Consider the following 23013-nt stretch of genomic DNA (forward strand, 5'->3'; position numbering starts at 1 on the left):
GCATCATGTCCACGTCCCCGGGCACGCGCGGGGTGGCATCATCAGCCGTCCTCTCCACAGTCGGCATCGGGCTGCAGGGCGTCTCACGCCTCGCCTACACGGTCCTGATCGGACGGTTCCTCGGGACCGAGACCCTCGGGCACGCGAGCACGCTCATGTCCTTCTCCATCCTCGCCGCGCTTCTGTGGCCGACAGCCGCGGGAAACACCGCTTCTCGAGTCTTCGCCGTCGCGCTGCATGCGAGACGTCCGGACGTCGACATCATCCGCCTCCTCTCTCGCTCGATGCTGATCTCGTCGGCGGTCCTGGCAGTCGTGGCCTTCCCCGTTGCGCTCCTTCTCGGGAACACACCCTTGACGGCGGCGGGAGCGAGCTGGCTCGTCGTGGGTTACGGTCTCTACGCGTTCGCCCGGGGGGCGCAGTTGGGTTACCACGGCGCCGGCAAGACGGCTGTCTGGGACGGTGTGACGTCCGTCATCAGTTTGGGTCTGCTCCTCGCCGTCTGCGTGGGAGGCCTCGAGGGGATCGTCCTGTTGCCCCTGTCGATCGGGTACACGGTGTTCGCCGTGGCCTGTTGGCCCCGGGGGAACAGCATCGCGGACGGCAGTCCTGCGGGGAAGGACGGGCTGCTCAAATTCGCGGCCTGGAACGTCCTCGCCGGAATCACGACCAACGGCCTGCTCCAGGTCTGCATGCTCGCCGCCCAGGTGGTCGGCACCGATCGGCAGGCGGGTGTCTACGCGGCAGCGTTCTCACTGGCCACTCCGGCATCCATGCTGGGCCAGGCCGTCAGTCAGGTGGTCATCCCCGCTTTCGCTCACAAGGACCAGGCTGCATCCCTGCGGCAGTCGGGACCACGACGCCTCTTCATCGGTTTCTTCGTGGCCTCGACCGTGGTCTTCGGCCTCGCGATCCTGCTTGCGCCCGTCTACCTGCCGTGGTTCTACCCGACGGAGGCGAGTGAGGCCGTTCCTGTCCTGCGGTTCCTCCTGCTCGGAGTCTTCGTCTTCACGGTCGCTCTCGTGCCGGCCGCCCTTCTCCTCGCGGCGGGCCAGTCGAAACGCGTCGCGGTGACGTCTCTCATCGGGTTCACGATCGGAATGATCGCCGTGCTCGGGGCAGCCGTGCCGAGCGGCGTCGAGGCCGGAAGCGTCGGCTTCTTGATCGGTTCCGCGGTCAACCTGATCGTCATGATCGTCCTCAGCGTGCGCGGGCCGGCCGCGCCCGTCGAGGTCGAACCGCCGACCGCCCCGGCGACCTGAGGCGCCTCTCAGACGAAGATGCGGACGGCACGCCAGTAGAGAGACATGGCGAACTGCAGGACCGCCGCACCGGGGGGCAGCGGGAAGACCTGCTGGTCGAGTCGCGCGGTCAGGAGTTCCGCCATGCGAGAGTCGTCGACGACCCTCGCATCCTGGACCTCGCGTCGGCGCCGTGTGATCCACGCACGGTTGTCGCGGATCCACTTCTTCGCGCGCTTCTTCTCGGGCCCCCAGCCCTGCGCCTTCGCGACGACGGTCAGCGCCACGTCCAGAGCGGTGACGGGTAGCCACGTCGCGACTCGCAGGCGCTTCCCGTAGAGGGTCTTGACGAAGATGAGCCGGTTCTTCTCGAGGAGGTACATCTTGAGCGAGTTCCGGCTGAACTCGTAGTGGTGGACGACGACTGCCTCGGGGACGTAGACGACCCTGAGCCCCTGTTGCCACGTCCGCCAACTCAGATCGACGTCCTCGTGATAGGCGAAGTACATGTCGTCGAAACCGCCGAGCCGATCCCACAGATCGCGGCTGAGGACCAGGGCGGCACCCGAGGCGGAGGTGACGTCCCGTTCCGCCGTGTGTTCGCTCGCGAGAGACCCGAGGCCACCGGCCCAACTCAACCCGGTCACGTGCACAGGGTTCCCGACGGTGTTGATGGTGTCGGGGGATTCGGCCAGTCGAATGCTTCCACTGGCGATGCCCACACCGGGTCGCTCGGCCACGTCGACCAGGTGCTCGAGTGCGTTCGGCGCCACCTCGGCATCCGAGTTGACCAGGCCGATGAACGTGCAGGGGGCGACGTGACGCACGCCGAAGTTCACCCCGCCCGCGAAACCCAGGTTCTCGTGGGGGCGGACGATGACCAGGCGAGAATCGCCAGGCAGGTCGGTGACGGCGTCACTCGTGCACCCGTTGTCGACGAGCACGAGCTGCTTCACCGGGGGCTGACTCGCGAGGACGCTCCGGACCGCGTCGGCGAGGAAGGGTTCGTCGCCGTACGCCAGCATCACGACGGACACGCTTCGACCTTCGGTCCTCGCCGCATCGCTCATCGTGTCGCCTCGTCTGTCCCGGCAGTTCTGACGTCGTGCGCGCCCCGGGTGTGGTGGACCGCTTCGAGACGCCGGATGCGTTCGTCCTGCAGTGCGACGTGTTCCGCCAGAGTCCGACTCTTCTCTTCGAGAACCGTCAGCTCGGCGCTCGACTGGACTGAGACGAGGAACAGGATGACCAGGGCGAGGAAGAAACCGAGGTTGGTCGGAACGCTGATGCCGAGGGCAAGCGCCAGGTTCTCGAGCAGCACCGGGAAGACGGCCACGACGAGTGCCAGCACACCCGCGAAGATCCACCAGAGGGCGTGTCTCTCACGGACCCTTCGGCGCCGGAGCATCTCGAAGACGACGCCCAGGACCAGGGCGGCCGAGACGATTCCGAATACGTAGGTTGTGATGCTCATGGCTGGGTGGTCATCTCGTGTCGAAGGGTGATGGGTGGCCGCCAGAGTGCGATGACGAGGGCGAGCGCTGCCCGGCCCAGGTAGACGGCAGCCTTTCCGGGGTTGTGCGAGGGCGTGCCTCCCGCGCGTGACCTCATCGAGACGGGGACCTGTGTGATCGTGCAACCGGCGCGAGCAGCCAGGACGAGCGACTCGACCGTGTCACCGAGGTACTCCGCCGGATAGTGTTCGGCGAAGATGGCGATCGCCCGAGGGCCGGCACCCCGGAATCCCGAGGTGGTGTCGGTGAGACGCGTCCGGGCGATGCGTCCGATCACCGAGGCGAGGACCTTCATCGCCCACTTGCGAGGACCTCGGACCTCGTAGTCACCCTGCCCCGCGAAGCGGGCCCCGATGGCCACGTCGTGGCTCCGGAGGGCGGCGAGGATGCTGGGGACTCCGTCCGGGTCGTGTTGGCCGTCCGAATCGACCTGGACCACGTAACGGAACCCGTGTGCTTGGGCGTACTTGAACCCCGCGCGCATGGCACCGCCGACTCCGAGGTTAAACGGCAGATCGATGACCGTCGCGCCCGCGGAGGACGCTTGCGCCACCGTGGAGTCTCGGGAGCCGTCGTTGACGACGAGGACGGTCGCGCCCGGAAGCTTCGCGAAGACCTCGGCGACGACCCCGGCGACGGCCGCCTCCTCGTTGAAAGCGGGCATGACGATGAGGGTCTGCGCCAGGTCGGAGGACATGGTCGGATCCTAGCGTCGAGCTCGTCGGCTCGAAGGGACCCGGGCCGGTCGGTAGGGTGGCTCCGTGAACAGGGATCGTGGCAGTCGTGTGTCCGAGCAAGGCGAGCGAGGCGCGGGCGGCCGCCTCCGGGCGGCTCTCCGACGCTTCGGGGCCCCGCTCCTGCTCGTCCTGTTCGCCTTCGTGACGGTCCTCGTCCATGTGCCGCAGAACGAACAGATCTCACCCATCGACGAGTTCGTCTACAGCGACTACCTCGCGAAGATCCCCACCGAGGGCGTGGTCCGTCAAGGCGAGGACACCGGCGACTACGCCCGCTCGCTCGTCAAGTGCCGTGGTGTGATGCTCTACATCGAACCGGTCGCCGCGGAGTGCCCGGTCGCAGGGGACCTGCCCGACGGAGACTTCCCCTTCGGGGGCAAGACGTCGGCGGACATCTACACACCGGCCTATTTCGCGGTGACGTGGGCGGTCGCCCAGCCGATCCGGTGGCTGGGCGTCGGCGACCTCCTCGACGCCGGATCGTACGTGGGTTTCTTCTGGTTGGCAGGAGCGCTCCTCTTCCTCTACGCAGCTTCCAGACGGATGGCCATGCCTCGCGCGCTCGCACTCGCCCTCGGGCTGCTCGTCGCGGCCTCCCCGGCGGCGTTCTGGTCCTCGACATACGTGAGCACCGACGCCCCGGCCATGTTCTTCGGTGGTGCCATCCTCCTCGTCACGATCCGGCTCCTGCAAGGCCGTTCGGGAAGCGTCGTCTTGGTCGTGCTCGCCGTCCTCGCCGTCTTGTTCAAGGTCCAGAACGTCGCCGTCGTGGGATTCGCGTGTCTGGCCCTGTTGGCGAGCGGCATCCTCGGCATGGTGGAACGTCGCCGGGGCCTGTCCCGCGCGGGCAGCGCTCCGACGGCTGGGAGAACGGACTCGACCGAGGCCGCCGAAGTCACCGTGGCGACCGCGACCACCGTGTCGGAGGTCAGGCGGGCGTCGCCCCTCCGGTTCGTCGTCCTGGCGATCGTGGCCGGTGTGCTGTCGATCCTCGGACAGGCCGCATGGATCGTCGTGCGTCAGTCCATCTCCACGGGACCCTCGCCCGATCAGGCGACGGGATCGCCTCTCTCCGCACGGGCCCTGGTCGCCGAGGCCTTCAAGTTCCTGGGCGGAGTTCCCCTCGATCCCACCGCCGCAGCCAACGGGGCGGCGATCTCGTTCGCCGGGATGTTCCTCTGGGTCTTGACCCTGGCAGGTCTCCTGGCCCTCGCCCTGACCGCCCGGACCTTCGGCCTGCCGTGGCTCCTGGCATGGTCCGCCATCGTCATCTCGCTCTTGCTCGGTCCTCTCCTCGTGCTCGGCGTCAGCGCCTCGGAGGGGTACTACTTCCCTCTCCCGGCTCGGTACGGTCTCAGCCTGCTGCCGGCCTACGTCCTGCTCACGGGGGTGTTCTTGGCGAAGCGACGGCTGGTGGGGCGCTTCCTCCTCGCCCTCGCGGCCCCGCTGGCCGTGGTCACCCTCTTCTCGTCGTGACGGGGGTGGCCGGTCTGTCGTGGCCGACCGTTAGGATCGGGGACGTCCCTTGGCACAGCCTCTTCCCTCCCGTCGTCCGCACGGCCCCGCAGCTCCCGGAGTCCTCTTGAACACCATCACCGGCGCCGGCGCCCTCGTCGTCCTCCCCACCTACGACGAGGTCGAGAACCTCCCGATCATCCTGGGTCGACTCTTCGCCGCCGTCCCCGAGGTCCACGTCCTCGTGGTCGACGACGGCAGCCCGGATGGCACGGGCGAGCTCGCCGAGACGATGGCCGCGGACGACGAGCGCATCCACGTGGCACACCGCACCGGCAAGCTCGGGCTCGGCTCCGCCTACGTCATGGGCTTCGGCTGGGGCCTCGAGCGCGATTACGACGTCGTCATCGAGATGGACGCCGACGGTTCGCACCCGCCCGAGAAGCTGCCCGAGATGATCTCGCTCGTCAGCGCGGCCGGTACGTCCGCCCCGAGCCTCGCGATCGGCTCGCGGTGGGTCCCGGGTGGTTCGGTCGTCAACTGGCCGGTCTCCCGCCAGGTCCTCAGCCGCGGCGGCAACCTCTACGCGCGTCTCGCCCTCGGCCTCCAGCTCAAGGACGTCACGGCCGGGTTCCGCGCCTACACCCGCCAGGCCCTCGAGGCGATGGACCTCACCGGCATCGACTCGAAGGGCTACTGCTTCCAGGTCGACATGACGCTCCGCGTCCTCGACGCCGGCGGCCGGGTCGTCGAGGTACCCATCGAGTTCCGCGAACGCGAGCTCGGCGAGTCCAAGATGAGCCAGGCCATCGTCGTCGAGGCCATGCTCCGGGTGACGAAGTGGGGTGTCCAGCGCCGCCTGCAGACCCTGCTGGGCAAGCGCCCCGGGCCCCGCTGGGTCGTCGAGGACTGACCCCGACCGGGGCACCGGAGCCGTTCGCGGTCGGCGTCGGGGTGACCGACCCGACCCGCGCCTCCTACCGGCCGGCCGCCTGCGGCAGCCGTGAGCGCCAGGACCGCTTGCGGGCCGCGATCGTCGCGATGGCGACGAAGGTCATGAGGGTGCCCTCGAAGAGCACGAAGCTCTCGGCGACGGCCGTCACCCCGATCAGCACCAGCACGAGAGCCGGCCAGACGTAGGCCACGATCGGGTGGCCCGAGGCCGTGATCCAGCTGCGCACGAACGCGAGGGTGCCGGCCACGACGAGCAGCAGGCCCCCCACGAGGCCCAGTTGCAACCAGATGTCGAAGAACGCGTTCAGGCCGGTCTCGTGTGGCCGGCCGTTCGGGGCGATGATCGTCGAGTAGGGGAAGATCTCGGTCGGCCACTGCCCGACGAAGCCCCAGCCGACGATGTCGTGTACCGCGGCCAGTTCGCGGATGCGAGCCCAGAGCAGTGACCGGACCGACAGGTCGTTCGTGGCGTCGACGGCATCGAGGAGGCGCGAGCGGCCCGCATAGGCCAGCGCGCCCCCCAGCACCACGATCACCGCGAAGACCGACTGCATGAGCGACCGTCTCGACTCGGGGGCCCGCCGCAGCGCGTCGAGCGCCACGCCCGCCACGACGAGGACGATGACCGCGATCGCCGTCGCGGGGGAGCGGGCGAAGCCGAGCGCCGTGAGGGCGAGCACGCCCGAGGCCACGGCCTGACGTCGCGGGACGGACCGGGTGAGGAACTCGACGGCGAAGGTGATGACGGCAAGCGTCGCCAGGAACCCCAGGTAGTTGCGGGTGCCCGAGATGCCCTGGATGGGCCCGCCCGCGGCGAGGTTGCCCTGGATGCCCAGGAACGCGATCGGCTGGTCGATGAGCAGCCCGCTCAGCACCTCGAGGGAGAGTGAGACGACGAGCAGGATGCGCAGGGCGTCGCCGAAGGCCCGCACGACCTGGACCAGGTCGCGTCCCAGGGCGAGGTAGAGCCCCAGGGCGCCGAACCCGACGGCGTAGGCGACTCCGCCGACGGTGACCCAGGTGTAGTCGCTCCAGAAGACGCTGAGGCCCATGAACCCGAAGAGGGCGATCAGTGACACGGGCAGGATGCCGTGCCACTCGATGTGGTGCCGACCGCCGACGAGGGAGAGGGCCGCGAGGACGACGAGGGTGCCGAGGACGGCGAGCGAGCCCGGCCACCCCATCAAGGCCCGGACCGTCTGGGTCGAGAACGCGTAGAGCACGATGGCGACCGAGAGGGCCTGCGAGAAGTGCCCGCCGGCCGAGAAACCGATCCAGGCCGAGAGGTACCGGCGCAGGGGATCGCGGCTGTGGTCGAACCCGTGGCCGTGGCCGGAGGTCACCGGTCGTGGCCCGTCCAGCCGAAGGGATCGCGGCGCGTCACGAGCACGACGACCACGAACGTGGCCCAGCCCCACTCGACGATCAGCCGGGACTCGGTCACGCCGTGGACGAGCAGAGCCGTCACGAGCAGCAGCGGCAGGAGGTCGAGGGCCGACCACGGGGCCGCGACCTCGCGCGAGAGCATGCGCCGGTCGACGGCCCACCACCACGATCTCAGGACGACGCCGACGATCGTGAGCCCGAACAACGCGAGGCCGATCCAGCCCAGCTGGAACCAGACGTCGAGGTACGCGTCGTGCGCCTGCAGGTACACGACGCCGTTGCGCTCGGCGAGGTCGCTGAACGGTTCGACGAACGGGAACCAGTAGCTGACCCAACCCCAGCCCACGACGGGGTGTTGGACGCCGAGGTCGTAGACGGCCGACCAGATGTCGGTGCGGCCCGTCAGGTCGCCGCTCTTGCCGAGCACCGCGAGGAGGGGGCCGCGGGCGAACACGGCGACGGCGACACCCACGACGACGACGAACGCTGCCGCACCGAAGACGGGGGCGCGGCGACCGGGCTCGCGACGGCGGGTCGCCAGCACCAGCAGCAGGACGAGGCCGACGGCGACCGCGACCACCGCGACCGTCGCCGACCGGGTCAGCGCGAGCGCCAGCAGCGCGGCGGCGAGCCCGACGACCGTCGAGCCGCGGGTGATCGACCGGTCCGCCGCCTGGACGGCCGTGACGATGAGGGCGAGCAAGGCGATGATCGCCAGGATGTTGCTGTTGCCCTGCAGTCCCTGGATGCGTCCGCCCTCGAACAACACGTCGCGCGACCAGAACCACGCCGCCGGCCGCCCCGTGCAGTCCAGGTAGACCGGGCAGACCGGCTGCCGGACGAACAGCCCGACGACGACCTCGAACAGCAGGGAGGCCACGACGTGGATGCGTAGCGCTCGTCCGAGAGCGGCCACGATGGCCGGCCACGGGGCGACGACGGTGATCGCCAGGGCGCCCACGCTCGTCATCAACGTGAGGACGATGCCGATCGCCGACCCGGCCGGGTACTGGGACCACGCGATCGAGGCGACGGCGAAGACCAGGAAGAGGACGAGGAGGCGCGGGAGGGTCCGCACCCGGGGTGGGTGCCGCACGACGAGGACGACCGCCGCGACCACCATCGCGACGCAGGTCGCCCCCCAGCCCCACCAGCCGGTGCCGTTGCGCAGGACGTCGCCACCGAAGAGCACGAGGAACGCGAGCGTCGCGAACGTCGTGGCTCCGCGTGCCGGCGCCGTTCGGGCGGGGCGCGCGGGCAGCGTCGAGGTCATGGGCACCAGGCTAGACGACGGGGGAGGCGCGGCGGGGCGACCGGGGGCCACCCCGCCCGTCGGATCAGACGAAGGCTGCCTGGCCCGTGATGCTGCGGCCCACGATGAGGGTGTTCATCTCGCGGGTGCCCTCGTAGCTGTAGAGCGCCTCGGCGTCGGCGAAGAACCGGGCCACGTCGTAGTCCAGCACGATGCCGTTCCCGCCCATGACCTCGCGGGCGTACCCGACCGTCTCGCGCATGCGCGCCGTGGTGAACGCCTTGGCGAGCGAGGCGTGCTCGTCGCGCTGGGTGCCCTCGTCGAGCATCTGAGAGCAGCGCACCACCATGCCGATCGACGCGGTGATGTTGCCGATGCACTTGACCAGCAGGTCCTGGATCAGCTGGTGCTTGGCGATCGGCTTGCCGAACTGCACGCGCTCGTTGGCGTACGCCAGGGCGGCCTCGTACGCGCCGATGGAGTTGCCCACGGCCGCCCAGGCGACCTCGGCCCGGGTGAGGCGCAGCACGGCCGCCGTGCTGCGGAACGAGTCGGCCTGCTGAAGCCGGTTGCGCTCGGGCACGCGGACGTCCTCGAGGGTGATGTCGGCGTTCTGGACGATGCGGAGGCTCTGCTTGTCCTCGATCTTGGTCGCCGTGTAGCCCGCGGTGTCGGTGGGGACGATGAAGCCCTTGACCTGGCCGTCCTCGGCGCTCTTGGCCCAGATGATCGTGATGTCGCTGAACGTGGCGTTGCCGATCCACCGCTTGGAGCCGTTCAGCACCCAGTCGTCGCCGTCACGCGTGGCGATCGTGCGGAGGCCCTGGGCCGAGTCGGACCCCGACAACGGCTCGGTCAGGCCGAAGGCGCCCACCAGGTCGCCGCTCGCCATGCGGGGCAGCCACTCGGCGCGCTGCTCGGGCGAACCACCGACGCCGATCGAGCCCATGGCGAGGCCGTTCTGCACGCCGACGAAGGTCGCGACGGACGCGTCGACACGGGCGAGCTCGAGGGCGACCCAGCCGCGGAAGACGGCGGAGTTCTCGAACGGGCGCGTCTCTTCCCACGGCATGCCGAACAGGCCGAGGCCGGCGAGGCCCTTGACGATCTCGTGCGGGAAGGTCGCGTCCGCCCAGTGGCGGTTCACGCCGGGCTTGACCTCGGTCTCGAGGTAGCGGCGCAGGTCGGCCAGCACACCCTTCTCGCGGTCGGAGAGCAGGTCTTCGTAGCCGTAGAAGTCGCTGACGAGAGAGGTGAACGAGGTGAGGGTCGCTGATGACATCCGTGCTCCATTGCTTCGTGTCGGGACGACAGGAGCCTAGGCAGCGCCCCGGCCGTGACCAAGGGATTGGTAGCTTTGGTCAACGCCCCGGCGTCGTCGACCGTACGGCTTTGTAGGGGGCGACCAAGCACGACCTCGACAAGCAGGTAAAGCCATGTTCCTCGCCATCACCAACACGCCCCGCGACTACGCCTGGGGTTCGACGACGGCCATCGCCGACCTGCTCGGTCGTCGACCGAGCGGCCGCCCCGAGGCCGAGCTCTGGCTGGGCGCGCACCCGGGCTCGCCGAGCGTCGTGGTGGCCCCGGCGGTGGTGGGCGGTGCCGACACCCTCGCCGACTGGTTCGCCGCGGAGCCGGGCCGGGCCCTCGGTCGCGACCGGGACCACCTGCCGTTCCTGCTCAAGCTGCTCGCGGCCGACGGACCGCTGTCGATCCAGGCGCACCCGACCCCCGAGCAGGCCCGCGAGGGGTTCGCTCGCGAGGACGCCGCCGGCGTCCCGCTCGACGCCCCCGAGCGCAACTACAAGGACTCCTCCGCCAAGCCCGAGATCATCGTGGCCCTGAGCGACACCTTCGACGCCCTCTGCGGGTTCCGCGAGCCAGCCGAGACCCTGGCCGACGTCGACCTGCTCGACGACGGCTCGGGGCGCCTCGACCGGCTCCGTCACCACCTGGGCGAGTCCCTCCGCTCGACCCTCGCGTTCCTCTTCCGGGCCGACGACGAGTCGGCCGCGACCATCGCCGCGGTCAGCGAGCTCGCCGCCGCCCACCGGGCCGAGGGCGCCAGCGTCGCGACGGTCGTGGACCTGGCCGAGCGCTACCCGGGCGACCCCGGCGTCGTGCTCTCGCTGTTGCTGAACCGGGTGACGCTGCGGGCCGGCGAGGCCCTGTTCCTGCCCGCCGGCAACGTGCACGCCTACCTGGGTGGCTTCGGCGTCGAGCTCATGGCCCCGTCCGACAACGTTCTGCGTGGCGGGTTGACGCCGAAGCACGTCGACGTCCCCGAACTGCTGAAGGTCCTCGACTTCGAACCCCTGCCGGTGCCTCGCCTCGAGCCCGTCCCGGTCGCCCGTGGGGTCGAGCGCTTCGCCCCCGGCGGCACGGCCTTCGCCCTGTTGCGGGTCGACGCCTCGGGACCCGGGGCCGTCGTCGAGATCGGCGGGCCGAGCATCGTCCTGGTCACGGACGGCGAGGTCCACGTCAAGGGGCAGGACGGCACCATCCGGCTCGGCCGTGGTGAGTCCGCGTTCGTGACGCCCGACGAGGTCCGGCTCGCGATGACCGGCGACGGGACCGCGTACGTGGCCACGCCGGCCTGAGTCGGGGGCGGGGCCGCCGACCGCCCCGCGCGGCCCGTGCCGGGCGGGCCGCCACCCGTCGGGCACCCGGTAGGTTGGCCCCATGTCATGGTTGGTCACCGGCGGTGCCGGGTACATCGGTTCTCACGTCGTCCGCGAGTTCACGGGGGCGGGCATCGACGCGGTGGTGCTCGACGACCTCTCGTCAGGCCTCGAGGGGTTCGTGCCCGCCGGCGTTCCGTTCGTCCGGGGCTCGATCCTCGACCGCGAGCTGATCGAGCAGACCATCGACCGTCACGGCGTCACGGGCGTCGTCCACGTCGCGGGATACAAGTACGCCGGGGTCTCGGTCCAGCGTCCGCTGCACACCTACGACCAGAACGTCACCGGGACGGCCCGCCTCCTCGAGGCCATGTCGAGCCGCGGCGTCGACCGCATCGTGTTCTCGTCGAGCGCTGCCGTCTACGGCACGCCGCCGACCGAACTCGTCACCGAGGACACGCCCAAGGCGCCCGCGTCGCCGTACGGCGAGAGCAAGCTGATCGGCGAGTGGCTGCTGCGCGACCAGGCCGTGGCCGAGGGGCTGCGCCACACGAGCCTGCGCTACTTCAACGTCGTGGGCTCGGGCCGACCCGACCTCTGGGACGCCAGCCCGCACAACCTCTTCCCGCTCGTGTTCGCGGCTCTCGCCGAGGGACGCGTCCCGCGGATCAACGGCGACGACTACGACACCCCCGACGGCACCTGCGTCCGGGACTACGTCCACGTCGCCGACCTGGCGGTCTCGCACGTCGCCGCGGCTCGGCGACTGGACGCCGGCGCGCCCGTCGAGCCCGCCTACAACCTCGGTTCGGGCGGGGGAGTCTCCGTCGCCGAGATCATGGCCGCGATGCGCGAGGGCACCGGCATCGACTTCACCCCCGAGATCGCTCCGCGTCGCCCCGGCGACCCCGACCGCATCGTCGCGGACGGCAGCCTGGCCGCGCGCGACCTCGACTGGGAGATGCGGCACACGCTGCTCGAGATGGTCACGAGCGCCTGGCAGGCCGCGCCTCGCGGCTGACGCACGACTCCGCGCACGACATCACCCGTTCCTGCCGAAACGTCCCCCGACACGCCGGGGCCCCCTTGCCCCTGATCGGGGGGTGGAGGGTTTATTGGCCCTCGACTTGACGGATGGGTAATGACACCGGTGTAATTACCTTGTCGCGTACATTCACGGGCGATCGACACGAGGGGAGATGCGCTGTGGGCATCCACGAGAACCGCGCCGGCGTCCCGGACGACTGGCACGTCGACCCGATCCAGCTGGGCGTCCCCGGCGTCGGATCGTCGGCGTCGCGAACCACCGTCGCCGACGACGAGAACCAGCTGGCCTGGCAGGCGGACTCGCTCTGCGCCCAGACCGACCCCGAGGCCTTCTTCCCCGAGAAGGGCGGCTCCACGCGGGACGCCAAGAAGATCTGCGCCTCCTGCGACGTCCGGGCCCAGTGCCTCGAGTACGCCCTGCAGAACGACGAGCGATTCGGCATCTGGGGCGGGCTGTCCGAGCGCGAGCGTCGCAAGCTCCGCAAGCGGGCCTGACCCGCGCCTCCTCGGCTCTCGACGGCATCGACCCCTCCGGGTCGGTGCCGTTTCGTCGTCCCGGGCCGGGGTCGAGAGGACCAGGAGGCGCGGGTCGCCACGTCTCGCTCGTCGCGTCGGCGCGCCGAGCCGGTGCCCGCGTCGGTGCGACCTAGGCTGCACGAGTCATGCAGCCGAGAGTCACAGCGATCCTCGTCGCCCCTGGTGGAGCGACCTACCTCGACCGAACCCTCGACGGGCTGTCGCGTCAGACGCGGCCCCCCGAGGCGCTGGTGGTGGTCGACACCGGCGGCAAGGACTCGGCCGCGGGCCGGCTCTCGCTCAGCGGCGCCGCCCAGCTTGCCTCGCTGCCCGATGCCAAGACGTTCGGCGCCGCTGCCGCGCATGGCGTCCGGCTCTCCGACCCGGGCGACGGCGACCCCGACGAATGGGTCTGGCTGCTCGGCCACGACAACGCGCCCGCACCCGAGGCGCTCGAGCACCTCATGACGACCGTCGAGGTGTCGCCGTCCGTGGCGGTCGCGGGGCCCAAGTTGATGCGATGGGGCCAGCCCGGCGTCATCGCCGAGTTCGGCGAGACCGTCACCCGGTACGGCGCGTCGCTCGCCCGCGTCGAGAACGAGCTCGACCAGGGCCAGCACGACGTCACCGACGACGTGCTCGGCGTCGCGGCGGGCGGCATGCTCGTCCGTCGCACCGTCTGGACCGCGCTGGGCGGCTTCGATCCCGCGCTGCCGCACGTCGACGCAGCGCTCGACTTCTCGATCCGTGCCCGTCTCGCCGGTCATCGCGTGGTGCTGGTGCCCGATGCGAAGGTCGACAGCGCCGGACCGCCCGAGGAGTTCGGCCACGGACCCGTCGGTCACGCGCGTCGGGCGCGCCTCCACCGCGCGGCCCAACTGCACCGGCGCCTCGTCTACTCGGCAGCCGTCCTCTTGCCGCTGCACTGGCTCAGCCTCGTGCCGCTGGCGGTCGTGCGCAGCGTGTGGCACCTCCTCACCAAGAACCCCGGAGCCGTGGTGGGCGAGTTCGCCACCGCGTTCCGGGCTGCCTTCGGCGGCTCGCACGTGCGGGCCGCCCGCCGGGCCCTCGCCCGGACCAAGAGCGTCGGTTGGAGCTCGGTCGAGCCCCTGCGGGCGTCGCGCGCACTGTTGCGAGAACGACGCGTCACCGAGCGGGACGCCCAGGTCGCCGTCGTCGAGGACGCGCCCGATCCGCGGGCCAGCTTCGTCCACTCGGGCGGTCTCTGGGTCGTCCTGGTCGCCGCCGTCGTGGGCGTGGTCGCGTTCCTGCCTCTGCTCGGCAACCCGGCCGTGACGGGTGGCGGGCTCCTGCCGCTCAGCACCTCCGTGGGTCAGCTGTGGTCGTCGGTCGGCTACGGCTGGCGCGAGATCGGCACCGGGTTCCTCGGGCCCTCCGACCCGTTCGCCGCTCTCGTCGCCGTCCTCGGCAGCCTGACGCCCTGGTCGCCGTCGACCGTGGTCGTGGGGGTCTACGTCGTGGCCCTGCCGCTCTCCGCGCTCGGGGCCTGGTTCGCCACCCGCCGCGTCACCCGCCGGAGCTGGGTGCCCGCCGTCGCCGCCGCCCTCTACGCGCTCTCGTCACCGCTGCTCTCGGGGCTCCAGTCCGGCCACCTGGGTGCCGTCCTCGCGCACGTGGCGCTGCCGTTCCTGGTCTGGGCCATGATCGGGGCCGCGAGGTCGTGGACGGCCGGGGCCACCGCCTCCTTGCTGTTCGCCGTCGTCGCCGCCGCCGCACCGTCGCTCGTCCCGGCCCTGCTCGTCGGCTGGCTCGGATCGATCGTCAGCCGCCCGCGCGGCACCCATCGCCTCGTCGCGGTGCCCCTGCCCGCGGTGGCCCTCTTCGCGCCGCTCGTTGTCACGCAGCTGCAACGGGGCACCTGGTGGGCCGTGTTCGCCGACCCCGGGGTGCCCACGAGGTCGGACCCGGCGTCGCCGCTGCAGCTGCTGCTCACGTCGCCCGAGACGGGTCTCAACGGCTGGACGGCCCTGATCGCCGGAACGGGCTTCTCGTCCGCCACGCTCGCCGTGCTGGTCGCCGTCGCGATCGCCCCGTTGGCGCTGCTCGCCGTGGCCTCACCGTTCGTCGGCTCGCAGCGCCGTGCGGTCCCCGCCCTCGCACTCGCCCTGCTCGGCTACCTCACCGCCGTCGCCGCGACCCACGTGTCGATCACGGGCGTCGGCAGCGAGACGACCACGATCTGGGCCGGCAGCGGACTGAGCCTGTACCTGCTGGGACTCGTCGGCGCCGCGGCCGTCACCCTCGATCGGCTGCCCAGGGTCGCCCCACCGGCCGGTGCCCTGGTCGCCGTTCTCGCGCTGGCGGCCGCGGCCCCCACCGTCGTCGCCTCGTTCGGTCCCGTGGCCGACGTCCGCCCGAGCTCGGGCCGCATCCTGTCGGCCTACGTCACGGCCGAGGCCGAGGCGACGCCCGACGTCGGGACGTTGGTCCTCACACCCCAGCCGGACGGCTCGCTCGCCGTGTCGCTCGAACACGGGCAGGGAGCGACGCTCGACGACCAGTCGACGCTCGACTCGACCGCCCAGCGCCTCACCTCGGTCAACGAGGACCTCACCGTCCTGGCCGGGAACCTCGTCAGTCGCAGCGGTTTCGACCCGACCGACGACCTGCGTCGACTCGGCGTCGGGTTCGTGCTGTTGACGGCCACCGACGACGACGGTGACGCCGACCGTCTCGGCCAGCGCGCGGGCGAGGCGCTCGACGCCGACGCCGACTTCCTGCCCGTCGGCGACACGTCCAACGGCCTCCTCTGGCGCTACGTGGAGGCACAGGACGAGCGCGACGCGCGTCCGGCTGCCGGGCCGCTGCGTCCGATCGTCCTGATCAGCTGGGGACTCGTCTTCGGCTCCGCCCTTCTGCTCGCCATCCCGACGTCGCCGCGACGACGTCGATCCCGGGCCGGGACGCCCGAGGCCGAGCAGCCCGCCACGACCTTCGACGAGGAGCGAGATGAATAAGCGATCGGTCTTCTCCACGACGGGACGCGTGGCGGTCGGCGTCGTCGGCCTCGCCGTCGCCGCCGCGGTCGTCGGGGGTGCCGCCGTCGTGCGCCTGCCGTCGTTCGAGACGGTGCCGGCGGGTCAGCTCGTGACCCCGGTGCCCGTCGACCAGCAACGGGTCTGCACCGGGGCGCTGCTGCAGCTCTCGGACGCCGAGGGTCAGCAGGCCACGACCGCGAGTTCGGTCGGTCGAGCCGCCGTCGCCCGGCAGTCGAGCGAGGGCGACGTCGACGTCGACGAGCTCGCCGGTGCCGACGGCGGTGACTCGCGGCCGTCCGTGGTCACCGCGCCCGTCGAGGGTTCCGACGTGCCCCTCGTCGCGGCGGCCCAGAGCCAGTCGGTCGACGAGGGCGACCTGCGCGGCTTCGCCTCGGCGCCCTGCACCGAGCCCACGAGCTCGACGTGGCTGATCGGCGGCTCGACCGAGACGGGGCGCGTCTCGCTGATCAGCCTCGTGAACCCCAGCGACGTGAACGCCACCGTCGACCTCGACATCCGGTCCGAGACCGGCGAGGTGCAGGGCCCCGGAATCGACGGGATCGTGGTCGCCCCCCGCAGCCAGAAGGTGGTGCCGCTCTCGGGCTTCGCCACCGGACTCGTCTCGCCGGCCGTCCACGTGACGAGTCGAGGTGGGCAGATCGTCGCCACCCTCCAGCAGAGCGTCGTCCGGACCCTCGAACCCGGGGGCGTGGACATCGTGACCGGGTCCGCCGCGCCCTCCCGCGAGTCGGTCGTCACGGGGATCGTCGTCCGCGACTCGGCGAACCTCGAGGGTGCGCTGGCCGACCCGTCGTCCTCCGACCTCCAGTCCGTGCTGCGCGTCCTCGTCCCGGGCCAGGACGCCGCGCAGTTGAGCGTCTCGTTGGCCACCGACGACGGCACCGGCACCACGTTCGAGACCCGGGTCGAGGGCGGACGCGTCACCGACGTGCCCATCGACGGGCTCGAGGACGGCGTCTACACCGCCACCGTGCGGTCGTCCACGGCCGTGGCCGTGGCCGCCCGGACCTCCGCCGTCGCCGCCGACGCGGGGGGCGTGGACCTCAGCTGGGCCGCCTCGTCGCCGCGCCTCTCGGGTGACACCGGGGCCGTCGTGCCCGACGGTGAGGGCGGACGCCTCTGGCTCGCCAATCCGGATCAGGACGCCGTGACGGCCAAGGTCACCGTGGGTGACGGCGACGAGCGGGACGTCGAGGTGGCCGGTGGGTCGACGGTCGGCATCGACGTGGGCCCGGGCGACGCCGTCCGGCTCGAGGACGCCGACGGCCTGCGGGCGGGCGTCAGCTTCTCGGCACCCGCGGCCATCGCCGCCTGGCCGGTGACCTCGCCGTTCCCGGCGTCGACGCCCGTGACCGTCTACCCCTGACGACGTGGGCGCCGTCCCGCGGGCGTTCGGGGTGTCTTCGGGTGTCCCGGGACGTCCCGGCCTGCTCCGACGCCGGACGGGCCCGGTTCAGCCGTCGCGCCAGCGATCGGGCGCGAGCTCCCACGGGTCCTTGCCGAGCAGGTCGGCCACGGCCCGGAACACGTAGCCCTCGACGAGCACGCGGTGGTTCCACTCGTCCTCGGCGGCACCCCGTCGGTCGTGCGACGGAGCGAGTCGTTCGATCGGCAGGCGGTACAGCACCACCCGGCCGGCGGCCCGGTCGACCGACCAGCGTTCGACGCGGGTGCGGTCGGGTTCGGCGGGGAGGCCGGCGACCTCGAACGACGTGTCGGCGAGTTCGTCGGGCCACGCCTCACGCAAGTAGTCGGCGGTGGCGGCGACGATGTCGTCGAAGAGGTCGACCCGCGTGCGCAGGAAGGGCAGGTGGGGCCCGGCGGCGGACGACCGCAATCCGCGGCCGTGGCGGTCGCGCCGACGGGACCGGTCGGTGACGCGTGCACGGCGGGCCTTGCTCATCCGCCCATCGTAGGCCCGCCGAGGAGGCGCGGGTCGGCCCCCGGGGGACCTCGCGATAGTCTGTCCGCCAGATGAACGGTCGACCCTGCAGCAAGGTGACGTGCCACGACGAGGCCGTCGCGACGCTGACGTACGTGTACGCCGACTCGATGGTCGTCGTCGGTCCCCTGAGCGACCGCGTCGAGCCGCACGGTTACGACCTCTGTGCCCGCCACGCGGGCACGTTGTCGGTCCCGCAGGGCTGGCAGGTCCTGCGCCGGGTAGTTTTGGGCCATGACCTCTGAGAACACCCCCGTCGACCTGACCGCCTTCGTCAAGACCTACGACGTCCGTGGGCTCGTCGGCAGCCAACTCACCGACGAGGTGGTCGAGGCGTTCGGGGCGGCCTTCGCCGACGAGATCGAGGGCGCCGGCCGCGACCTGGTCGTCGGCCACGACATGCGCGACTCCTCGCCCGGCTTCGCCGAGGCCTTCGCCCGGGGTGCCCGCGCCCGGGGCGCCGACGTCGTCGCACTCGGCCTGTGCTCCACCGACGAGTCGTACTTCGCCTCAGGCTCGCTCGACGCCCCGGCGGCCATGTTCACCGCGAGCCACAATCCGGCCACCTACAACGGCATCAAGATGAGCCGGGCCGGCGCCCAGGGCATCAGCCTCGACACGGGACTGTCCTCGATCCGTGACCGCGCCTCCTCGTTCCTCGCCGACGGCATCGAGGCCGTCGCCGAACCCGGCACCGTGCGAGAGCACGACGCGCTGCCCGACTACGCCGCCTACCTGCGTGGACTGGTCGACCTGTCCGGCATCCGGCCGATCACGGTCGTCGTCGACGCGGGCAACGGCATGGGCGGGCTCACCGTCCCGGCGGTGCTGGGCGAGGCCGCGGGCCTGCCGAAGCTGCCGATCGAGATCATCCCGTTGTACTTCGAGCTCGACGGCACCTTCCCGAACCACGAGGCGAACCCCCTCGATCCCGCCAACCTCGTCGACCTCCAGAAGGCCGTCCTCGAGCACGGGGCCGACCTGGGCCTCGCGTTCGACGGTGACGCCGACCGCTGCTTCGTCGTCGACGAGAAGGGCGACGCCGTGACCCCGTCGGCCGTGGCCGCGATCGTCGCCGTCCGCGAGATCGCCCGCGTCCGCGCCGCCGAGCCCGACGCCGAGATCTCGGTGATCCACAACCTGATCACGTCGCGGGCGGTGCCCGAGGCCATCGAGGCCGCCGGAGCGACCCCGGTGCGCACCCGAGTCGGCCACTCGTTGATCAAGGACGAGATGCGAGCGACCGGCGCGATCTTCGGCGGCGAGCACTCGGCGCACTACTACTTCCGCGACTTCTGGAGCGCCGACAACGGCATGTTGGCCGCCATGCACGTCCTGGCCGAGTTCGGGGCGCAGACCGAGCCGCTCTCGACCTTGACCGATCGGTACACGCCGTACGCGGCGAGCGGCGAGATCAACTCGACCGTCACCGACGTGCCGGCGGCGTACGCGCGAATCGTCGAGGCCTATGCCGGGGTCGGCGACTTCGACGAACTCGACGGGCTCACGGTCAGCGGGACGTCCGACGACGGGTTCTGGTGGTTCAGCGTCCGTCCCTCGAACACCGAGCCGCTGCTGCGCCTGAACGCCGAGGCGGCGACGCCCGGTGGCATGGAGCGCGTCCGTGACGACGTCCTCGGGCTGATCCGCGGCTGACGGTCGACCGGCTCCGCGGCCGCGGAGCCGAGCTCGCTACCCCCTGGGGGTATCCTGGCGACCGGACGACACAGGCAGGAGGCGCGGGTGGCGCAGCAGGGTGATCACGCGACGACGACGCACGTCGGCTACAGCGGCGACAAAGAGCAGATCGTCAAGCGTCTGCGCCGCGCCGAGGGCCAGGTGCGGGGCATCCAGCGGATGGTCGAGGACGACACGTACTGCATCGACGTGCTGACCCAGGTCAGTGCGGCCACTCGTGCCCTCGAGACCGTGGCGCTCCAGCTGCTCGAGGACCACCTCGCCCACTGCGTCGCCCAGGCCGCCCGCGAGGGAGGCGACGTCGCGGACGCCAAGGTGCGCGAGGCGTCCGCGGCGATCGCGAGGCTCGTCCGGTCGTGAGCCTGCGGGCCACGGTTCGCCGCGACGACGTCGACGACGATCAGCGCCGGGGGAAGCCCGGGACGGTCTCGGTCAGGGCCGGGGTGAGGCGGTCGAGCAGGGCGGACTCGCGAGCCAGGGCCGCGGACTCGCGTTGACGACGAAGCGCCGAGACACCGGCCAGGAGGAACTCGGGATCGCCCGACGGCACGGGCGAGACGTACGGCGTCGCCTCGGCCGCGAGGTCGTCGGCGACACGTCGTCGACTGGCGGGGGAGAGCTGCGGGGCCTGCTGCAGGAACGACGCGATGCGACGGGCCAGGCCGTCGGTCAGGCGCCCGACGTCCGCGATCTCGGCCCAGCCCTGCAGGTGGGACGGCACGCCGTAGACCACGTGAGCGGCCTTGGACACGCGCTCGTTGCGACTGTACGTGCCGGCCATCAGGTCGCCCAGGCGGCGGGACGACCCGTTGAGCAGGGCGACGACGACGGCCAGGCCGCCACTGGTCAGAACGATCTCGAGCAGCCCCACCAGTGCCCGGGTGAGGGCGTGGCGCAGGCCGATCGCCCCTCCGTCGGTGCGGACGATGCGCGCACCCACGGCGAGCTTGCCCAGGGACCGACCGTGGCTCGCCGTCTCGACCACCGTCGGCACGACGATGAAGCAGATCGCGATCGACGCGACGAGGAAGGCCTGCGACAGGGCGTCGTCCAGCACCCCGCCCTCGTTGAGCAGCGAGACGAGCAGCAACGCGCCGACGAGCAACAGGGCGTAGGCCAGGTAGTCGATGAGCACGCCGGCGGCTCGCAGCACGAAGCTCGTCGGCCGGAGGTCGAGAGCCACCGCCTCGCCCGTGACGAGCTCGTCCCCACCCGCCGCGAAGGCCTCGACCTGGTCGGGGCGCAACACCACCGGGGAGGCGCCTCGTGCCTTCGTGCGGGACATGCCTAGTATCTAAGCAGAATGGACATCGACGCCTACGCCGCCGCCCACGGCCACGACTGGGCCGAGCTCGACCGCCTCGCCCGACGCAACCGACCGAGCGGACCCGAGGCCGACGAGCTCGTGCGCCTGTACCAGTCCGGAGCCGGGCAGCTGTCCGCGCTGAGGACGGCGACCGGTGACTCGGTGGTGGCCGACCGCCTCTCGATGTCCCTGTCGCGCGCACGCCTGCGGTTCACGGGAGCGGGCCGCAACCTGTTCAGCCAGCTGCCCGCCTTCTTCGTCGCGCAGCTGCCGGCCGCCCTCTACCGTGTGCGGTGGCTGTCGCTCGTGCTGACGCTCGTGACCGTCGTCGTCGCGGCGGTGTTCGCGGTCTGGGCGGCGAACACGCCCGCGCTGCTGGCCTCGTTCGGCAGCGAGGAGTTCCGTCGGCAGTTCGCCGAGCAGGACTTCGTGAACTACTACTCGGAGAGCGCCTCGACCTCGTTCACCGGCCAGGTGTGGACGAACAACGCGTACATCGCGGCCCAGTGCGTGGCCTTCGGGATCACCGGGGTCTGGGTGCCGTACGCGATCCTCAGCAACGCCATGAACGTCGGCATCTCGGCCGGGCTCATGGCCGACCAGGGGCGGTTGGACCAGTTCTTCCTGTACATCGCCCCGCACGGCCAGCTCGAGCTCTACAGCATCTTCGTCGCCGGGGCGGCTGGCTTGTTGATCTTCTGGTCCTGGGTGGCTCCCGGTGCCCGCACGCGGGGGCAGGCGTTGGCCCAGGACGGACGCGCACTCGTGACCATCGCGGTCGGGCTGACGCTCTCGTTGCTGGTCTCGGGCGTCATCGAGGGGTTCGTCACCCGGCAGGCCTGGCCGTGGCCGATCAAGATCGGGATCGGCACCGTGGCCCTGCTCGGCTTCCTGGCCTACCAGTGGCTGCTCGGCGGTCGGGCCCATCGGGCCGGACAGACAGGCGACCTCGACGAGTTCGAGGCCGGGGCGACGCAACTCGTCGCCGACTGATCCCGCGGCATCGCCCCCGGCGCCTCCGCTGCGTCAGAGGCGGCCGGCCGCTTTGAGCGCGAGATACCGATCCGCGAGCGCCGGCGGAAGGTCGGCCGGCGCGCCGGTCACGACGTCGGCGCCGAGTTGACGCAGGGCGGCACCGACACGACCCTGGTCGAGCCGGGCGCGTTCGGCCGACGCCGCTCGGTAGACCTCGTCGCGGGTGCCGCGTCGGAGGACCGTCTCGTCGAGCGCCGGATCGGTGACCGACGCCACGACGACGAGGTGCTGGCGGGTGAGTTGGGGGATCGCCGCGAGCATCGACCGTGAGGCACCGGGGCTGTCGACCGTCGTCGCGAGAACGACAAGCGCCCGGTGGGACGTCACCGACCGGACGAGGGCCGGCACGGCGGCCCAGTCGGTCTCGACGAGTTCGGGATCGACCGGCGCCATCGTCTCGACCATCGACGACAGCAGGGCGGGCCCGGTCGCGCCCTGGACGCGGCCCCGGACCCGGCGGTCGAAGAGGACGACGTCGACCCGGTCGCCGGCCCTCGACGCCAGGGCCCCGAGCAGGAGGGCCGACTCGAAGGCCGTGTCGAGCCGGGGCTCGTCGTCGATGCGGGCCGCCGAGGTGCGCCCGGTGTCGACCACGACGACCACACGGCGGTCGCGCTCCGGTCGCCAGGTGCGCACGACGAGGTCGTCGCGGCGTGCGGTCGCCCGCCAGTCGATGGAACGGACGTCGTCCCCTCGCACGTACTCGCGCAGGCTGTCGAACTCCGTGCCCTGGCCGCGGATCATCACGCTCGTGCGGCCGTCGAGCTCGCGCAGCCGGGCCAGACGGGAGGGCAGGTGCTTGCGCGACGAGAAGCGCGGCAGGACGCGCACCGCGCCGGGCACCTCGTGCGTCGCCTGGCGACCGGCCAGCCGGAGGGGGCCGACGGTCCGGACGGTGACGCCTCCGGCTCGGCGTTCGCCCCGGCGGAACGGGGTCAGCGTGACCGTGAGGGTGGCGGCCCCTCCCGGCCGCAGGGAGAGACGGCGGCGGGTGGGGGTGGCGCCGGCCGACGGCTGCCAAGCGTCCCGGAGGAGTCCGCGCAGGGTGCGTCGACCGTCGTTCACGACGGTCAGCCGGGCGGGCGCGCTCTCGCCGAGGCGGATCGCCCCGGGCAGCTCGCGCCGGATCGTGAGCGACCGGGGCGATGCCGCGAGAGCCACGTCGACCACGGTCAGCGCGGTGACGACACCGAGCCACCCCACGATCGCCCATCCGCTGCCCGTGACGACGACGGGCACGACGCCGAGCGCGACGAGCGCGACGAACCAACCGGTGATCGCCATGG

Annotated in this window: 21 protein-coding genes; 12 read left to right on the plus strand and 9 right to left on the minus strand. The window is 71.5% G+C overall.

The features are described 5' to 3' along the window. The first annotated feature begins 5 nt into the window (after positions 1-5). A complete protein-coding gene (locus tag IFT88_RS07030; RefSeq protein WP_192119704.1) occupies positions 6-1262 on the plus strand; it encodes a lipopolysaccharide biosynthesis protein in 1257 nt (418 codons plus the stop codon). A gap of 8 nt (positions 1263-1270) precedes the next feature. Here the strand turns inward: IFT88_RS07030 and IFT88_RS07035 are convergent, their stop codons facing one another. The 3 genes from IFT88_RS07035 to IFT88_RS07045 are packed head-to-tail and all read right to left on the minus strand — an operon-like array spanning position 1271 to position 3452. Then, positions 1271-2278: a glycosyltransferase family 2 protein gene (locus IFT88_RS07035; protein WP_342212096.1), complete on the minus strand. Its 1008-nt coding sequence runs from the start codon at positions 2276-2278 to the stop codon at positions 1271-1273. A 29-nt stretch (positions 2279-2307) separates the two neighbouring features. Next, positions 2308-2715, minus strand: coding sequence for a DUF2304 domain-containing protein (locus IFT88_RS07040; protein WP_192119707.1), 408 nt, complete (start codon positions 2713-2715; stop codon positions 2308-2310). Continuing rightward, complete coding sequence (locus IFT88_RS07045) at positions 2712-3452, minus strand: glycosyltransferase family 2 protein (protein ID WP_192119710.1); 741 nt, start codon at positions 3450-3452, stop codon at positions 2712-2714. Before IFT88_RS07045 ends, IFT88_RS07040 begins: the two co-directional genes overlap by 4 nt. A 64-nt stretch (positions 3453-3516) precedes the next feature. Between IFT88_RS07045 and IFT88_RS07050 the strand changes: the two genes are divergently transcribed. Further along, positions 3517-4968, plus strand: coding sequence for a hypothetical protein (locus IFT88_RS07050; RefSeq protein WP_192119711.1), 1452 nt, complete (start codon positions 3517-3519; stop codon positions 4966-4968). Between the two features lie 106 nt (positions 4969-5074). Then, entirely contained in the window at positions 5075-5860 is a 786-nt protein-coding gene (locus IFT88_RS07055; protein WP_192119715.1) for a polyprenol monophosphomannose synthase, read from the plus strand. A gap of 64 nt (positions 5861-5924) precedes the next feature. Here the strand turns inward: IFT88_RS07055 and IFT88_RS07060 are convergent, their stop codons facing one another. From IFT88_RS07060 to IFT88_RS07070, 3 genes are all read right to left on the minus strand, one after another. Then, positions 5925-7244, minus strand: a complete 1320-nt coding sequence (locus tag IFT88_RS07060) for a hypothetical protein (RefSeq protein WP_052505180.1) — start codon at positions 7242-7244, stop codon at positions 5925-5927. Next, the gene (locus IFT88_RS07065; protein WP_056225679.1) at positions 7241-8560 is read right to left on the minus strand and encodes an O-antigen ligase family protein; all 1320 of its coding nucleotides are present in this window, start codon (positions 8558-8560) and stop codon (positions 7241-7243) included. The genes IFT88_RS07060 and IFT88_RS07065 overlap by 4 nt, the downstream gene beginning before the upstream one ends. A 64-nt stretch (positions 8561-8624) precedes the next feature. After that, complete coding sequence (locus tag IFT88_RS07070) at positions 8625-9821, minus strand: acyl-CoA dehydrogenase family protein (RefSeq protein WP_137846616.1); 1197 nt, start codon at positions 9819-9821, stop codon at positions 8625-8627. 154 nt (positions 9822-9975) lie between these two features. On the opposite strand from IFT88_RS07070, the gene manA reads away from it, so the two are divergent. The 5 genes from manA (at position 9976) to IFT88_RS07095 (ending at position 17112) form a co-directional block, all read left to right on the plus strand. Further along, positions 9976-11142: a mannose-6-phosphate isomerase, class I gene (gene manA, locus IFT88_RS07075; RefSeq protein WP_137846615.1), complete on the plus strand. Its 1167-nt coding sequence runs from the start codon at positions 9976-9978 to the stop codon at positions 11140-11142. A gap of 82 nt (positions 11143-11224) precedes the next feature. After that, positions 11225-12184, plus strand: coding sequence for a UDP-glucose 4-epimerase GalE (galE, locus tag IFT88_RS07080; protein WP_043594330.1), 960 nt, complete (start codon positions 11225-11227; stop codon positions 12182-12184). A 185-nt stretch (positions 12185-12369) separates the two neighbouring features. Beyond that, a complete protein-coding gene (locus IFT88_RS07085) occupies positions 12370-12705 on the plus strand; it encodes a WhiB family transcriptional regulator (RefSeq protein ID WP_167599050.1) in 336 nt (111 codons plus the stop codon). A gap of 167 nt (positions 12706-12872) precedes the next feature. After that, entirely contained in the window at positions 12873-15704 is a 2832-nt protein-coding gene (locus tag IFT88_RS07090; RefSeq protein WP_043594328.1) for a glycosyltransferase family 2 protein, read from the plus strand. Then, positions 15697-17112 carry a DUF5719 family protein gene (locus tag IFT88_RS07095; RefSeq protein WP_192119717.1) on the plus strand — a complete coding sequence of 472 codons (1416 nt, stop codon included), beginning with the start codon at positions 15697-15699 and terminating at the stop codon, positions 17110-17112. Before IFT88_RS07090 ends, IFT88_RS07095 begins: the two co-directional genes overlap by 8 nt. A gap of 87 nt (positions 17113-17199) precedes the next feature. Here IFT88_RS07095 and IFT88_RS07100 read toward each other — a convergent pair whose 3' ends face one another. Further along, positions 17200-17649 (minus strand): metallopeptidase family protein, encoded by a 450-nt coding sequence (locus tag IFT88_RS07100; protein ID WP_043594324.1) that lies wholly within the window; start codon positions 17647-17649, stop codon positions 17200-17202. Positions 17650-17720: 71 nt separating this feature from the next. Here IFT88_RS07100 and IFT88_RS07105 point away from each other — a divergent pair, with 71 nt between their 5' ends. The 3 genes from IFT88_RS07105 (at position 17721) to IFT88_RS07115 (ending at position 19746) form a co-directional block, all read left to right on the plus strand. After that, the gene (locus IFT88_RS07105; RefSeq protein ID WP_043594322.1) at positions 17721-17933 is read left to right on the plus strand and encodes a DUF3499 family protein; all 213 of its coding nucleotides are present in this window, start codon (positions 17721-17723) and stop codon (positions 17931-17933) included. Then, a complete protein-coding gene (locus IFT88_RS07110) occupies positions 17923-19344 on the plus strand; it encodes a phosphomannomutase/phosphoglucomutase (protein WP_192119719.1) in 1422 nt (473 codons plus the stop codon). The genes IFT88_RS07105 and IFT88_RS07110 overlap by 11 nt, the downstream gene beginning before the upstream one ends. A gap of 150 nt (positions 19345-19494) precedes the next feature. Next, positions 19495-19746, plus strand: coding sequence for a metal-sensitive transcriptional regulator (locus IFT88_RS07115; RefSeq protein WP_233568399.1), 252 nt, complete (start codon positions 19495-19497; stop codon positions 19744-19746). 40 nt (positions 19747-19786) lie between these two features. Here the strand turns inward: IFT88_RS07115 and IFT88_RS07120 are convergent, their stop codons facing one another. After that, the gene (locus tag IFT88_RS07120) at positions 19787-20671 is read right to left on the minus strand and encodes an RDD family protein (RefSeq protein WP_192119720.1); all 885 of its coding nucleotides are present in this window, start codon (positions 20669-20671) and stop codon (positions 19787-19789) included. Between the two features lie 18 nt (positions 20672-20689). On the opposite strand from IFT88_RS07120, the gene IFT88_RS07125 reads away from it, so the two are divergent. Next, complete coding sequence (locus IFT88_RS07125; protein WP_192119721.1) at positions 20690-21685, plus strand: stage II sporulation protein M; 996 nt, start codon at positions 20690-20692, stop codon at positions 21683-21685. A 33-nt stretch (positions 21686-21718) separates the two neighbouring features. On the opposite strand, the gene IFT88_RS07130 is transcribed toward IFT88_RS07125, so the two are convergent. After that, the gene (locus IFT88_RS07130; RefSeq protein WP_192119723.1) at positions 21719-23011 is read right to left on the minus strand and encodes a DUF58 domain-containing protein; all 1293 of its coding nucleotides are present in this window, start codon (positions 23009-23011) and stop codon (positions 21719-21721) included. Between the last annotated feature and the right edge of the window lie 2 nt (positions 23012-23013).

The sequence above is a fragment of the Frigoribacterium sp. CFBP 8751 genome (assembly GCF_014841545.1).
Classification (GTDB): Bacteria; Actinomycetota; Actinomycetes; order Actinomycetales; family Microbacteriaceae; genus Frigoribacterium.

Excerpts from the sequence above, each read along its gene's own strand:
- IFT88_RS07030 (WP_192119704.1), top strand. The coding sequence starts at position 6 with ATGTCCACGTCCCCGGGCACGCGCGGGGTGGCATCATCAGCCGTCCTC.
- IFT88_RS07040 (WP_192119707.1), bottom strand. The coding sequence starts at position 2,715 with ATGAGCATCACAACCTACGTATTCGGAATCGTCTCGGCCGCCCTGGTC.
- IFT88_RS07045 (WP_192119710.1), bottom strand. The coding sequence starts at position 3,452 with ATGTCCTCCGACCTGGCGCAGACCCTCATCGTCATGCCCGCTTTCAAC.
- IFT88_RS07065 (WP_056225679.1), bottom strand. The coding sequence starts at position 8,560 with ATGACCTCGACGCTGCCCGCGCGCCCCGCCCGAACGGCGCCGGCACGC.
- IFT88_RS07070 (WP_137846616.1), bottom strand. The coding sequence starts at position 9,821 with ATGTCATCAGCGACCCTCACCTCGTTCACCTCTCTCGTCAGCGACTTC.
- manA (WP_137846615.1), top strand. The coding sequence starts at position 9,976 with ATGTTCCTCGCCATCACCAACACGCCCCGCGACTACGCCTGGGGTTCG.
- galE (WP_043594330.1), top strand. The coding sequence starts at position 11,225 with ATGTCATGGTTGGTCACCGGCGGTGCCGGGTACATCGGTTCTCACGTC.
- IFT88_RS07090 (WP_043594328.1), top strand. The coding sequence starts at position 12,873 with ATGCAGCCGAGAGTCACAGCGATCCTCGTCGCCCCTGGTGGAGCGACC.
- IFT88_RS07095 (WP_192119717.1), top strand. The coding sequence starts at position 15,697 with ATGAATAAGCGATCGGTCTTCTCCACGACGGGACGCGTGGCGGTCGGC.
- IFT88_RS07100 (WP_043594324.1), bottom strand. The coding sequence starts at position 17,649 with ATGAGCAAGGCCCGCCGTGCACGCGTCACCGACCGGTCCCGTCGGCGC.
- IFT88_RS07105 (WP_043594322.1), top strand. The coding sequence starts at position 17,721 with ATGAACGGTCGACCCTGCAGCAAGGTGACGTGCCACGACGAGGCCGTC.
- IFT88_RS07110 (WP_192119719.1), top strand. The coding sequence starts at position 17,923 with ATGACCTCTGAGAACACCCCCGTCGACCTGACCGCCTTCGTCAAGACC.
- IFT88_RS07120 (WP_192119720.1), bottom strand. The coding sequence starts at position 20,671 with ATGTCCCGCACGAAGGCACGAGGCGCCTCCCCGGTGGTGTTGCGCCCC.
- IFT88_RS07125 (WP_192119721.1), top strand. The coding sequence starts at position 20,690 with ATGGACATCGACGCCTACGCCGCCGCCCACGGCCACGACTGGGCCGAG.
- IFT88_RS07130 (WP_192119723.1), bottom strand. The coding sequence starts at position 23,011 with ATGGCGATCACCGGTTGGTTCGTCGCGCTCGTCGCGCTCGGCGTCGTG.